General features: G+C 61.4%; 11 protein-coding genes. 6 read left to right on the forward strand and 5 right to left on the reverse strand.

What is annotated here, in order from left to right; genetic code table 11:
• Positions 1-13: 13 nt before the first annotated feature.
• The 3 genes from coaE to HK26_RS03010 all read left to right on the forward strand — a co-directional run bounded on the left by coaE (position 14) and on the right by HK26_RS03010 (position 1,859).
• Complete coding sequence (gene coaE / locus HK26_RS03000) at positions 14-601, forward strand: dephospho-CoA kinase (protein WP_086638437.1); 588 nt, start codon at positions 14-16, stop codon at positions 599-601.
• Positions 598-1,272 (forward strand): DNA polymerase III subunit epsilon, encoded by a 675-nt coding sequence (gene dnaQ, locus HK26_RS03005; protein WP_086638438.1) that lies wholly within the window; start codon positions 598-600, stop codon positions 1,270-1,272. The genes coaE and dnaQ overlap by 4 nt, the downstream gene beginning before the upstream one ends.
• A gap of 98 nt (positions 1,273-1,370) precedes the next feature.
• Complete coding sequence (locus HK26_RS03010) at positions 1,371-1,859, forward strand: hypothetical protein (protein ID WP_086638705.1); 489 nt, start codon at positions 1,371-1,373, stop codon at positions 1,857-1,859.
• Between the two features lie 299 nt (positions 1,860-2,158).
• On the opposite strand, the gene HK26_RS03015 is transcribed toward HK26_RS03010, so the two are convergent.
• From HK26_RS03015 to purM, 5 genes are all read right to left on the reverse strand, one after another.
• A complete protein-coding gene (locus HK26_RS03015) occupies positions 2,159-4,045 on the reverse strand; it encodes a heparinase II/III family protein (RefSeq protein ID WP_086638439.1) in 1,887 nt (628 codons plus the stop codon).
• A 99-nt stretch (positions 4,046-4,144) separates the two neighbouring features.
• Positions 4,145-4,807 (reverse strand): ribulose-phosphate 3-epimerase, encoded by a 663-nt coding sequence (gene rpe, locus HK26_RS03020; RefSeq protein ID WP_086638440.1) that lies wholly within the window; start codon positions 4,805-4,807, stop codon positions 4,145-4,147.
• A 94-nt stretch (positions 4,808-4,901) separates the two neighbouring features.
• Positions 4,902-6,224 (reverse strand): RsmB/NOP family class I SAM-dependent RNA methyltransferase, encoded by a 1,323-nt coding sequence (locus HK26_RS03025; protein WP_086638706.1) that lies wholly within the window; start codon positions 6,222-6,224, stop codon positions 4,902-4,904.
• Positions 6,225-6,264: 40 nt separating this feature from the next.
• Complete coding sequence (gene purN / locus HK26_RS03030; RefSeq protein WP_086638441.1) at positions 6,265-6,888, reverse strand: phosphoribosylglycinamide formyltransferase; 624 nt, start codon at positions 6,886-6,888, stop codon at positions 6,265-6,267.
• Positions 6,885-7,967, reverse strand: a complete 1,083-nt coding sequence (gene purM / locus HK26_RS03035) for a phosphoribosylformylglycinamidine cyclo-ligase (protein WP_086638442.1) — start codon at positions 7,965-7,967, stop codon at positions 6,885-6,887. The genes purN and purM overlap by 4 nt, the downstream gene beginning before the upstream one ends.
• Positions 7,968-8,074: 107 nt before the next feature.
• On the opposite strand from purM, the gene HK26_RS03040 reads away from it, so the two are divergent.
• The 3 genes from HK26_RS03040 (at position 8,075) to HK26_RS03050 (ending at position 12,876) form a co-directional block, all read left to right on the forward strand.
• Positions 8,075-8,854, forward strand: coding sequence for a P-loop NTPase family protein (locus HK26_RS03040; protein WP_086638443.1), 780 nt, complete (start codon positions 8,075-8,077; stop codon positions 8,852-8,854).
• Between the two features lie 155 nt (positions 8,855-9,009).
• Positions 9,010-11,295 (forward strand): RNA degradosome polyphosphate kinase, encoded by a 2,286-nt coding sequence (locus tag HK26_RS03045; protein WP_086638444.1) that lies wholly within the window; start codon positions 9,010-9,012, stop codon positions 11,293-11,295.
• Between the two features lie 90 nt (positions 11,296-11,385).
• Positions 11,386-12,876 carry a Ppx/GppA family phosphatase gene (locus HK26_RS03050; protein WP_086638445.1) on the forward strand — a complete coding sequence of 497 codons (1,491 nt, stop codon included), beginning with the start codon at positions 11,386-11,388 and terminating at the stop codon, positions 12,874-12,876.
• Positions 12,877-12,993 lie beyond the last annotated feature (117 nt).

Raw genomic sequence — 12,993 nt, forward strand, 5'->3', positions numbered from 1 at the left:
GCAAGGTCTGAGCATGAAGATACTGGGCCTGACCGGGGGCATGGGCATGGGCAAAAGCACGGTTGCCACCTTGCTGCGCAGGGCAGGGTTGTCGGTGTTTGATGCGGATGCAGTCGTCCACCATCTTCAGGCCCCCGGTGGGGCTGCCCTGCCGCCCATTGCACGGCTTGTGCCCGAGGCCGTAAAGGACGGGCAACTGGACCGTGCGGCATTGCGGCAGGCTGTGCTGGCACACCCGGCGTTGCTGAAAAAGCTGGAAGCCATCATGCATCCGCTCGTGCGTCAGGCGCGTACGTGCTTTTTGCGCCGCTCCCGCCGGCAGGGGGCAGCGTGGGTTGTGCTGGATATTCCCCTGCTCTTTGAAACGGGAGGCAACAGGCTCTGCCACCAGGTGGTGGTGGTCTCTGCCCCCACATGGGTACAGCGCAGGCGTGTGGCGCTCAGGCGGAATATGCCCCATACACAGGCCCGGCGGCTGATTGCCTGCCAGATGCCAGATGCCCGCAGGGTGCAAAAGGCGGATACCGTGATCCGCACGGGGTTATCCATTATGGAAACAGAACGGCAGGTCCGCCGTCTGCTCGGGAGTTTGAGGGCGTGAAGCGATCCATCCTGTTTGATACGGAAACAACGGGTCTGGACCCTGCAACCGGGGACCGGGTGATTGAAATTGCAGCTCTTGAACTGGTAGGTGACCTGCCCACTGGCCGGGAATACCGCACCCTGATCGACCCCGAGCGCGACGTGCCGGAGGAGGCAAGCCGCGTACACGGCTTTACCCGGGCAGACCTTGAAGGCCAGCCAAAATTTGCCGAGATCGTGGACGATTTTCTGGCGTTTGTAGGGGACGATGCGCTGATTGCGCATAACGCCCGCTTCGACTTTGGCTTTTTAAACGCTGAACTCAAACGCATTGGCCGCAAACCGCTGGACATGGAGCGCATGGTGGACACGCTGGACATGGCGCGGGAGCGTTTTCCCGGCATGCCCAATAGTCTGGATGCGTTGTGCCGCCGGTTTGGCGTGGACCTGTCTGCGCGTACAACCCACAATGCGCTGCTGGATTGCAGGTTGCTGGCCGAAGTTTATGTGGAACTCATGGGGGGCCGCCAGCACGGCCTTGGGCTGGTGGCAGAGGGGGAACAGGCTCCAGCAGTGGTGTACGATGGGCCAGCAGAGCGCAGGATTGTGCGGGTTTGCCCCAGTGCGGCCGAGCTGGCAGCCCATGCCGGTTTTGTAGAACAGCTTAAAGACCCGGTTTGGAATAGCTGAGCCGCCCGGTCATTCCCCCACGACCTTGGAATAAGGCTATGCAGCAGCAAAAGCCTATGCCATGTTTTGAAGGTCCCGACTACCAAGGAGCATTTTTGATGCGTTTAGCATCCCGTCATTTTCTTGCGGCTCTGGCCCTCTCCGGCGCATGGGTTCTGCCCGCAGGAGCAGAGACCCTGCTGGGCCCTGTCATGGCGGAGGTCACCTTCAAGACCCGTTCAGCCGATCTGGGCGTGGGTTACACATGGGGGAATGGTGTGTTGACGTACGGCGGGCATGAATACCCGTTTGAGGTCAGCGGGGCTTCGGCTGCGGCTGTTGGCTTTTCCTCCGGCAACAGTGTGGGCAAGGTTTACAACCTGCAACGTCTGGAGGATTTTCCGGGCACATACTGGTCACTTTCGGGCGAGACAACAGTGGGCAAGGGTGTTGCCGGACATCTGATGGAAAATGATTCAGGTGTCCGTATCCGGCTGGATGAAATCCGTACGGGGGGCCGGTTTGCGGCCTCTCCCTCCCGCCTGACCATTCGCTTCCTGCCCGAGGCTAAAAAAACCACGACCAACCCTCCGGCCAAAAAAGACTAAAGTTCTGCTAGCGGGACTTGTGGTTCCGCTGGGCGTCTGTGGCACAGGCAGAGTGTTGAAGAACGTACGGTTATTTATTTTGCGTTCATCAAAACTATTCTGCTGTGCTGGTTGCAGCGTGCCAGATGGCTTGATGCTGTTAGTGGGCGCAGGGTGTCTCGCCATGCCTTCCATGCGCCGCGTGGTCACAGGCTGAACCTCTGTCTCTCCATGATTTGGAATCTACACCCCTCGCAAGGACTGCCCGTTACGCAGTCTTATTGCGTGTGGTGTCCCTGCGCGCTCGGCAGCAATACAGCTTAATCACTCATAAGGGACAGTGCCCAATGGATTGGCTTGGGTGGGGGCTGCCCGATTATGGGGAAAGGCAGCCCGGCTGCGTTATGTGCGGCAGGCAGAGGCTGTGGCGGTGTGGTGGGGAAGGGCGTATGGGCATCCTGCACCATAGGCTGGTCGTTCCCAACTGGTAGTAGCGTTGCGTTGTGAGGTAAGGTTTGCGCATTGTCCAGCGCATGGGCCTGTGTGTCTGGTTCTGTATTCTCAGGCGCAATAGGTGAGTGTGCTGCGCCTTCAGGCTCTATTGGCTGTTCGGGGGCAGCGGGCTCTTCAGTTGTATCGGATTTGGGCAAAGCTGGTGTCTGCGCCTGTGGCAGGGGTGGGGTTAGCACAAGCTGCAATGTTGCCGTGCGCTGACCTTGGCCGAGGTAGATACTTTCTTCCACACTGATCTGCCCATCGGACTGAAAGAGCCAGCTTTCTTCCTCGCTGTGCAGCAGGTACCCGTTTTCTGTCGGTTCCACCATAATGTCGGGGTGGAGGTGGAAGCGCACACAGGGGGCTCGGGCCAGAGTGGCGCCTTCCAGTTTTTCTTCCCCGCGCAGGGTGCGCCCGTCCTTGCCCAGATAAAGCTGGCGGTGGTACACGCCCCCGCCCTGACTTTCGTATCCGTTATGGGTCATATCCAGCCAATGGGCGCCATCTTGCGTGGCATGGGTGCGGCTGACCTGTGGTGGCCTGCTGATGCCCCCACCGGGTTCAAAGGTCATGGGGGCCATGTCCGCCAGTTCCAGCACGGAATGGGCGGCGGGGTAACGCAAAGCTTCCGCCCAGCCTTTTTGTCTGCTGGCACCGCAATTGACGACCAGCCGCTGCTTGCCGGATGAAAACTCGAACGACAGCATGCCAGCATGGGCCGTATGGTCATACCCTTTGGGGGCAGGGGCGGCAGCATCGGCTATGAGCAGGGCGCGGCCACTGCTCAGGCGGGCAAACCCGCTGTCTGGCAGTCCTGCGGCGACAACCCGTGCGCGGGAGGCACGGTTGAGCACAAGCTCCACCAGATGCGGGTCGCGCTCGCTGCTTCCGTTAAACAGGGCCAGCCCGCCATCTCCATGCCGCAGGGCGCGCAGGGCTGGTACCGTGCGGTTTGCCGCTTCGACCAGCGTTGTGGGTAAGGGTAGGCGCGCAACCTGAAGAATATAGAGCATTTCCGCCAGTTCCTTCACGCTCAGGAACAGGCTTTCAGGGTTGCGGGTGATGTGTCCACCATCTGGCAGAATCTGGCTTGTAATCACCTCATCAATCAGCCGGAGGTAGCGGGTCAGGAATTCGGGATAATCGGGAATGGAAACGGCAACCGCCAGCAGTCCTTTGAGCGCGCAAAGCGCCTGCCAGCCGGAGGCCGCCTCGGGCATGAGCACCATGATGGAGCGCGCTTCCATCATGAGTGACGCCATAAGGTGCTGACGAAAGCTGTCGTCTGCCGAGGCAGCAAAAAACTCGTAACAGCCCAACCATGCGCTCAGGCGCGCCCCAGTAATGGAGGGGTCAATAACGGCCCGCTCCGCAGCAGGCAGGCGGATCCAGTGTGAAACAAGGGTACGCGCTTTGATCCGTGCGGATTCAGCACCCAGTTCGCGCAGGTCCTGTAACCAGCCAAAGCTCTGTAACCACCGGCGGTACGCTGCGGGCCATGCCGGGTCGTCCCATACGCCAGACTGGAGTGTGCGTGACACGCCCTCAAACTCCGTCCGGTTCCGGACCAGTTTTTCCCCTATCGTGGCGTTGCCCGGCCATAGGTCACGCAGCACTACCGCCGGTGCGGCAGGAACACGCGCAAATCCACCAAGCGGGTTGCGCATGGCGTAGGCAAGGCGGGGTCCACGGGTCCAGCGGCGAAGGGGCATCAGGCGAGTGTAACTCCAGAGCTGGGGGTAAGTGATGCTACTCTAAGGGCACTTTATGACAATATTGGGTGTAATTTTGTTTAATATGCATACGGCGGCTCAGGCGGGGCGGAGGGCTGCAATGGCGGCGGCGTAATCCGGCTTGCCGTAAACCGCACTGCCCGCAATGAGCACATCCGCCCCGGCCTGTATGGCCAGAGGGGCCGTTTTTGCGTCTATGCCGCCATCAACAGCCAGACGGATATCGCGGCCACTGTGGGTGATCATGTCGCGCAGGCGGGCGATTTTGGGCAACTGGCTGCTCAGGAATTTCTGGCCACCAAAACCGGGGTTTACGGTCATGACCAGAATAACGTCCACAAGGTCCATGACTTCGGCAATGGCGTCTGCCGGGGTTGCGGGGCAGAGCACAATGCCCGGTTTGGCTCCAAGCTGGCGGATTAACTGGAGCGAGCGGTGCGTATGCGGCCCCGCTTCGATATGAATGAGAATCTGGTCCGCCCCGGCCTGTGCAAATGCCTCCAGATAGGGGTCTACCGGGGCGATCATCAGGTGCACGTCAAAGGGTATGGAGGTGTGCTTGCGGAGTGCTTGCACCACGGCTGGTCCAAAGGAAATGTTGGGCACAAAATGGCCGTCCATGACATCCAGATGGATCCAGTCCGCACCGGCTTGGGCAACGGCTTGTACCTCTTCTCCCAGCCGCGCAAAATCAGCGGCCAGAATACTCGGAGCGATCAGGGGGAATGATGCAGAACTCATTCCCCGTTTATCCGCAATAGCAGCCGCCTGCGCAACTGGAGAAAAACGGATTATGCACTTTTACAGGGCATCTGCCCAAGCAGCGGGCAAGCCATTAAAGTGCGCGGGTAAAGCGGGCAGCAAAAAAACCATCCATGCCCCCTTTATCCAGCCACATGCCGGGGTGGGTGCGCAGCCAGCCTTCGGGGGTTAAGGCTTCTGGCAGAAAGGACAGTTCTTCCGCCGTAAACGGCATGGGGACCAGACCCATGGCCTGTGCGGCCCGTGCGCGGGCGGGGCCTTCCTCGTCCTGCAAGGAGCACACAGCATAGACCAGCCTGCCGCCGGGGCGCAGCATATCCCGTGCTGCAGCCAGCAGCTTGTCCTGCATGGCGGTCAGTGTTGTCAGGTCGCGGGGGCGTTTGACCCATAGCACATCTGGGTGGCGTCTGGCTGTGCCGGTGGCCGAGCATGGCGCATCCAGCAAAATAGCGTCTAGCGGGGCGTCCGGCTGCCATGTGGAGGCATCGGCCTGTAAGCAGCGCACGTCCAGCCCAAGGCGGGCCATGTTCTCCTTCAGGCGGAGCAGGCGGGCGGGGTTGTTCTCAACGGCTGTCACTTCAGCCCCGGTTATGGCGAGCTGGGCTGTTTTGCCACCGGGTGCGGCACACAGATCGGCCACGCGTTCGCTGGCCTGCACATTCAAAAGGCGGGCGGGGAGAGTTGCCGCAGCGTCCTGTACCCAGAAAGCCCCTTCTTCATACCCTATCAGTTCGGTCACCCGTGTGCCTGCTGGCAGACGGATGGAGCCATTGGGCAGGGCAATGCCACCTTCTGGCGCCTGTGCGCCGGGGCGTAGGGTTATATCCAGAGGGGCTTCGTGGCTGATGCCCTGCGCTATGGCGCGCGGCACGCCTTTGCCAAGTCCCGCCCATGATGTCCACAGCCATGAGGGGATGTCCAGCCGGGGCTGGTCCAGCCCTTCGAGCACACTGGGGCCGTTGCCAGCAACGCGTCGCAGCACGGCGTTGGCCAGACCGGCAAACGGCGCCAGCTTGCGCCTGCGTAGCAGAGAGACCGTGGTGCCAACCGCTGCATGTGGTGGTGTTTCCAAAAACAGCAGTTGCGCGCAGCCCATCATCAGCGCAACCCGCACGGGTTCGGGTGGTTCCTTTTTCAAAAAAGGTTCCAGCACCGTGCGCAGCGTACCCATGTGGCGCAGGGTTGCCGCTGCCAGACGGTGGGCCGCCGCACGGTCACGCGCTTCGGCCTGATGCGCGGCAGCAGAACGGGAGAGGCTGTTCTCCAGCATCCGGCGGTGCTCCACCACGCCGCATAGAATATCAAACGCCACATCCCGTGTTGGGTCGGGCTGTGGGGGGGCAGGGCGGAACTTGCCACGCGGTTTGGAAGAGGAGGGGCGCGCTGGTGTGGTCATGGGGGCAGAAAAACCGTTCGGAAAGCAGGGTATAAGGTGGCTATGCCACCACAAGCGCAGCACTGTTGGCCGCTGTTGCCGGGTTTTGCGTTAAAAAATGCCGCAAGGCCAGCGGATAAAGCGCATGTTCCTGGCGCAGCACGCGCGCTGCCAGCATATCGGCTGTGTCATCTGGCAGCACAGGGACTGCGGCCTGCCCCAGAATGGGGCCTTCATCCATGCCTTCGGTGACCAGATGCACCGTGCAGCCGTGCAGGCGCACGCCCGCTTCGAGCGCGCGCTCATGCGTGTGCAGGCCGGGGAAGGAGGGCAGGATGCTGGGGTGAATGTTCAGCATCCGCCCGGCCCATGCGTTGGTCAGGTACGGGGTGAGCAGGCGCATGTACCCGGCAAGGCAGACGGCTTTTGCCCCGGCCTCTTCCAGTGCAGCATGAATGGCGTGCTCGTGTGCTGCGCGGTCCTTGCCAAAGAGGCGGTGGTCAATGGCGCGTGTAGGCAGGCCCGCCTGACGTGCCATTTCCAGCCCCGGAGCGTCGGGCTTGTTGCTCAGCACAAGGCAGATACGGGCGGGAAAAGCCGGGTCGCGCGCCGCATCAATCAGGGCCGTGGCATTGCTGCCACGCCCGCTGAGCAGAATGGCGACAGGTGTTTTGGCCGTGCTCATGCCGCCCGGAAATCCGGAGTGACCTGCATTTTAAGGTCGGGCTTGGAATCCGGGCTTTCGGCTTTGGCAATGGAGCCGATACGGAAGGCTGGTTCGCCCTGTTCGGCCAGCATGGCCAGAACTTTTTCTGGTTCGGGGGTAATCAGGATCATGCCAATGCCACAGTTGAACACGCGCAGCATTTCCGCCCCGTCCACATTGCCGGTACGGGCCAGCCATTTGAATACGGGGGGAATGGGCCATGTCTGGTCAATGACCGCGTCCAGCCCTTCTGGCAGCACGCGCGGCAGGTTGCCCGGCAGGCCACCGCCTGTAATATGGGCCGCACCATGCAGCAGGCCTGCCTTGTGCAGGGCCAGCACGGAGCGCACGTACAGGCGTGTGGGCTCCACAAATGCCTCGCCCAGTGTGCGGCCGGGGGCAAAGGCTGCGGGGTCGGTCCATGTCAGATGGGCGTCGGCTACAATGCGGCGCACGAGTGAAAAACCGTTGGAATGCACACCCGAGGAGGGCAGGGCGATGAGCGTATCCCCTGCAGCAATGCCAGCGGGGAGCAGGGCGGTGCGCTCGGCTGCACCAACGGAAAAACCTGCCAGATCGTAGTGACCATCAGCATACATGCCGGGCATTTCGGCCGTTTCACCCCCCACAAGGGCGCAGCCGGAGAGTTCGCACCCTTTGGCAATCCCACGCACCACCTTGGCGGCAGAAGCAACGGACAGACGGCCCGTGGCAAAATAATCGAGGAAGAAAAGCGGCTCGGCCCCCTGCACGATCAGGTCGTTCACGCACATGGCCACAAGGTCAATGCCCACGGTTTCATGCAGGTCGTTATCAATGGCCACGGTCAGCTTGGTGCCCACACCATCGGTGCAGGAGACCAGAACAGGGTCGGTAAAGCCTGCGGCCTTCAGGTCGAACAGAGCGCCAAAGCCGCCAAGTCCACCCATGGTGCCGGGCCGGTCCGTGGCTTTGGCGGCGGGGCGAATGGCGTCAACAAGGGCTTCGCCTGCCTCAATGTCCACGCCGGAATCACGGTAGGTGAGGCCGGAGGAAGGGGTGCTAGGAGAAGACGTCATGGGTGCGCTCTTGGTCCGAATGAGAGTAAGGTCGATGCCGGGAACATGTTCAGTTTAGGATTCCCGCGAACAGTCTTTACGGCAGGAGACGCGGCGCGCAAAGCGGCATGACACGGTTTGATGAAACAAAAGCATCTTCCATGACCTTAAAAGAGGGCGGGAAGCGGCACATAAGCGAAGGAGACGCGGTGGCGCAGATTGCTTTGCCATTTGTGTACCGCCCCCGATTCGGGCGGTCGGATTTTGTTGCGGCCCCCTCCAACGCGGCTGCGCGCGCATGGGTGCTGGACGCGGAAGCCCCGTACCGCTGGCCCGAAGGGCGCTTGGCGCTATGGGGGGAGGGCGGTACGGGCAAGACGCACCTGCTCTCCATCTGGGCCGGGCGGTATGGCGCGCCTGTTATGGCGGGGGAGCAGCTGAACGAGCCTGCAGTGGCCGCCCTGTTTGAGGAGGGAGGGTTTGGTGCCGTTGCGCTGGATAATGCAGACCGCGTGCCCCATGAGCATGACCTGCTGCACCTGATCAATCTGGTGCGTGAGCGCCGCGTGTTCCTGCTCATGGCCGGGCGCGAACCGCCCGCGCGCTGGCCCGCAGCACTGCCAGACCTTGCAAGCCGCCTGCGCGCCACGTCCTCCGTGCCTGTGGGGCAGGCGGAGGAGGATCTGCTGCACAGGCTTTTGCTGCGCTTGCTGGCCGAGCGGCAGATTGTTGTGGCCCCACAGGTAACCCGCTGGCTTTTGCGCCACCTGCCGCGCCGCGCCAGCGCTGTGCGGGACTGTGTTGGCGCGCTGGATCAGGCGGCCATGGCCTCGGGCGGAAAAGTCACACGTGTGCTGGCCGCCAGTGTGCTGGAAGGACTTTTTACTCCCGAAGGGGAGGGAGGATAAGGAATATTTCAGTTTTGTGACATGATAGCGATTTGACGCCTTGGAACATTTCGGCGCTACGGTGTTTAAGATATGCTGAATATGTTCGGTTTTGTGGGCCACACGTGGTCCCGCAGCACGGGCATGTTGATGAGCAGGAAAGGGAGCGCAGGCAAGTGGCGGTACAGGACAAAAAAAAGGCAACCCCCGTCAGTCGCGCACGTGCGCCAGCCAAACGCGCACCCTCCCGTACCAGAACGTCCTCCGCTGCCCGTGCCAAAAAAGTGGTCGAGCAGGCTGTTACGCTGCAAACGCCTTCGCGCTTCATCAACCGCGAACTGTCATGGCTCGACTTTAACCAGCGCGTAGTGGAGGAGGCGGACAATGCCCGCAACCCGCTGCTGGAGCGGCTGCGTTTTCTGTCCATCAGCGCAAGTAATCTGGACGAGTTCTATTCCGTGCGGGTGGCAGGCCTTGTCGGGCAGATACGGGAGGGGCTGACCGCCATTTCCCCCGATGGGCGCACCCCGGCCCAGCAGTTGGAGGCCGTGCGTGAGCGTTGCGCCAGTCTGCTGCGTGAGCAGCAGCGCATATGGGTGGAACTGCGTGGGCTACTGGCGCAGTCCCACGTCACACTGTGCGAGACGCAGGACCTGGACGATACGGACCGTGAGTGGCTGGAAACATGCTTCATGGACCGCATTTTCCCAGTGCTGACCCCCCTTGCGGTAGACCCTGCACACCCGCTCCCCTTTATCCCCAACATGGGGCTGGCTCTGGGCTTGCGGCTTTTGTACGAAGGTACGGGCCTGTTCGCCATGAATGCGCTTATCCTGCTGCCAGCGCAGGTTGAGCGTTTTATCCGCCTGCCGTCATCAGGCGTGCAGGTTGCGGGAGAGCCCGCGCGTGTGCGTTTTATCCGTCTGGAAGACCTGATCTCCCTCTTTATTGACCGGCTCTTTGCAGGGCTTGTTGTGGGCGAGAGCGGCGTGCTGCGCGTTGTGCGCGATACGGACGTGGAATTTGAGGATGAGGCAGAAGACCTTGTCCGCTCGTATGAGAGCGCGCTCAAGCGCCGCCGCCGCGGGGTGGTGATCCATCTGGACATGGAAAAGCGCGTGCCTGCCGAGTTGGCGGACGCCATTGCCTCCGACCTTGACCTGCCTGCGGACGAAATTGCCGTGCACGCAGGCATGATTGGTGTGGCCGACCTGAAGCAGATGATTGTGGATGACAGGCAGGACCTGCTCTTCCCCCCCTACACACCGCGCTTTCCCGAGCGGATACTCGATTTTAACGGGGACTGCTTTGCCGCTATCCGGGCAAAAGACCTGCTGGTCCACCATCCGTTTGAAAGTTTTGACGTGGTGGTCCAGTTCCTGCGGCAGGCCGCACTCGACCCCAACGTAATTGCCATCAAGCAGACGCTGTATCGCACATCGCGCGATTCCCCCATCGTCAAGGCGCTGATCGAGGCGGCAGAGGCGGGCAAGTCCGTAACTGCCATGGTGGAACTGCGCGCACGCTTTGATGAGGAGGCCAATATCCGCCTTGCCCGTGCGCTGGAGGCTGCGGGCGTGCAGGTGGTGTTCGGCTTTGCGGACCTGAAGACCCACGCCAAGCTCAGCCTTGTGGTGCGCAGGGAGGGGGCGCAGGTCCGCTCCTACGCCCATTTTGGCACGGGCAATTACCACCCCATTACGGCGCGTATCTACACCGATCTGTCGTTCTTTACGTGCAACCCGGCCCTTGCACGGGATTCTGCGCGCCTGTTCAACTACGTGACCGGCTACGCCATGCCCGCGCAGATGGAGGAGATCGCTTTCTCCCCCATTACCATCCGCAGCACGCTCAAAACGCTGATCGAGGAGGAGATTGCGCACGTCAAGGCAGGGCGTTCCGGCACGATCTGGCTTAAAATGAACGCGCTGGTGGACCCCGACCTGATTGACTGCCTGTACCGTGCATCCTGCGCCGGGGTTAAGATTGTGGGCGTCATACGCGGCATCTGCTGCCTGCGTCCCGGTGTTGCCGGGCTGTCGGAGAATATCCGCATCAAGTCTGTGGTCGGGCGTTTTCTGGAACATTCGCGGATCTTCGCGTTTGGCAACGGGCACCGCCTGCCCTCGCGCCATGCCAAGGTCTTTATTTCCTCCGCCGACTGGATGACCCGCAACATGGACTGGCGGGTGGAAAGCATGGTGCCCATTACCAACCCCACCGTGCATGCGCAGGTGCTGGACCAGATCATGGTGTCCAACATGCGTGATAACCTTCAGTCATGGATTTTGGAACAAAATGGCGTGTGGCGCAGGCTGAGTGCCGGTGCAAAGCCGTTTTCCTCCCATGAATGGTTCATGACCCATCCCTCTCTGTCCGGGCGGGGGTCCGCTGCGCATGAGAGCCTGTCCAGAGCGCCTGCATCCCTCTCTCAGGCCAAAGACCTGATGCTAGATGACTGAAAACGGGGTTTCTTTTTCCGGTATGTCGCGTATGTCTGTGCACTTTCAGACTGCCGGGCAGCATAATGGCCTGTGCGGGAACGGCTGGTAATGGAGACGGACATGCAGCGTCGTTCAGCGGTGGTTGACCTCGGGTCCAATTCGGTCCGTCTGGTTGTGTTCGAAGGTGTGTCGCGCAATCCGCTGCCCATTTTCAACGAAAAAGCCGTTCTGCGGCTGGGGCGTGGATTGACCACCACAGGCCGCCTGAATGAGGAGGGCGTGGGCATGGCCATGGAGGTGCTCAGCCGCTTCCATGCCATTGCGCGGGCCATGCAGGCTGACCCGTTTGAGGTGCTGGCCACGGCTGCGGTGCGGGATGCGACAAACGGCCCCGCATTTGTGGAAATGCTGCGCCAGAGCATGCCCGGTGTGCCGGTGCGTATTCTGTCCGGCAAGGAGGAGGCTGACCATTCCGCCATAGGTGTGATGTGCGGCATTCCCCGTGCAGAGGGTCTGGTGGCGGATGTGGGGGGTGGCTCGCTTGAGCTGATCCACATGACCGAAACCGGACGGCACGATGCCACAACCCTACCTTTGGGTATGATCCGTCTGGCTGACCGCAGCGAGGGTGATCTGGATGTGGCCAAGCTGCTGACCGATCAGGATATTGATAGCGTGGAATGGCTGTCACGGGTCAAGGGGCAGCCGCTGTATCTGGTTGGGGGGGCGTTCCGCGCCCTTGCACGTTTGCAGATTGCGCGTACGCAGTACCCGCTCAACATTGTGCATTATTATACGCTGGACGTGCAGGAAGCGCGCGAGATGACCGGCTGGCTCCAGAACAGCTCCCGCCGGAGTCTGGAACGCCTGCCCGGTGCGCCACGCAAGCGGCTGGATGATATTCCCTTTGCCGCCGTGGTCCTGCGCAGGCTGATGAAAAAAATCCAGCCAAGCAAGATCGTGTTCTGCGTCGATGGCCTGCGCGAAGGGTGGTACATGATGAATGTTGCCCCCAGCTATCTGCCGCAGGACCCGATGGAAAGCGTTGCGCGCGATATGTGCGCGCGCTTTGGCCGCAGCAACACCCTGCCAGAAATCCTGTGGACGTGGACAGGGTGCATCAAACCCGACGAAACGCCAGAGGAGCAGCACCTGCGCCGCATTGCCTGCTGGCTGTCTGACATAGGAAGTCACGATCACCCCGAATACAGGGCCGAGCAGACTTACCTACGGATTTTGCGTGTTCAGGGAGCAGGGTTTGACCACCGCGCACGGGTCTGGCTGTCTTTGGCGCTTGCGGTCCGTTATTCGGTAGATATGAGCGCGCCAGCACTTATGCCCTCCTTTACCCTGCTGAGTGAGGCAGAGCGGCGTGATGCCACGGCCTGTGGTCTGGCCCTGCGTCTGGCCTATTCGCTCTCGGGCGGGGCCGGGAGCCTGCTGGAAGGCACATCCCTTGCGTGGGAAGGGCAGGAACTGGTGCTGACCCTGACCTCCGCCCGTGTGGCCGTAAAGGGCGAGAGCGTGCGGCGCGGGCTGGAACGCCTCGGCCAGACGCTTGGAGTGCAGACACGTTTTGAGGTGGAGCTGTCGGTCTGACCTGCCTCCACCCATTGGGGGTGGACAACAGGGTTGGTGACAGGCACGTTACCGATTATACATCTCTGTTGTATGCAAAAGCGGCTGCCCGCCAGCATGCCCCCTGCTGCATGCAGG

The sequence above is a fragment of the Acetobacter okinawensis genome, from assembly GCF_002153655.1.
Taxonomy (GTDB): domain Bacteria; phylum Pseudomonadota; class Alphaproteobacteria; order Acetobacterales; family Acetobacteraceae; genus Acetobacter; species Acetobacter okinawensis_A.

Bases quoted from the DNA above. Each gene is read 5' to 3' on its own strand.
- purN (WP_086638441.1), bottom strand. From the start codon at position 6,888: ATGAGCACGGCCAAAACACCTGTCGCCATTCTGCTCAGCGGGCGTGGC.
- purM (WP_086638442.1), bottom strand. From the start codon at position 7,967: ATGACGTCTTCTCCTAGCACCCCTTCCTCCGGCCTCACCTACCGTGAT.
- HK26_RS03015 (WP_086638439.1), bottom strand. From the start codon at position 4,045: ATGCCCCTTCGCCGCTGGACCCGTGGACCCCGCCTTGCCTACGCCATG.
- HK26_RS03025 (WP_086638706.1), bottom strand. From the start codon at position 6,224: ATGACCACACCAGCGCGCCCCTCCTCTTCCAAACCGCGTGGCAAGTTC.
- HK26_RS03010 (WP_086638705.1), top strand. From the start codon at position 1,371: ATGCGTTTAGCATCCCGTCATTTTCTTGCGGCTCTGGCCCTCTCCGGC.
- coaE (WP_086638437.1), top strand. From the start codon at position 14: ATGAAGATACTGGGCCTGACCGGGGGCATGGGCATGGGCAAAAGCACG.
- HK26_RS03050 (WP_086638445.1), top strand. From the start codon at position 11,386: ATGGAGACGGACATGCAGCGTCGTTCAGCGGTGGTTGACCTCGGGTCC.
- HK26_RS03040 (WP_086638443.1), top strand. From the start codon at position 8,075: ATGACACGGTTTGATGAAACAAAAGCATCTTCCATGACCTTAAAAGAG.
- rpe (WP_086638440.1), bottom strand. From the start codon at position 4,807: ATGAGTTCTGCATCATTCCCCCTGATCGCTCCGAGTATTCTGGCCGCT.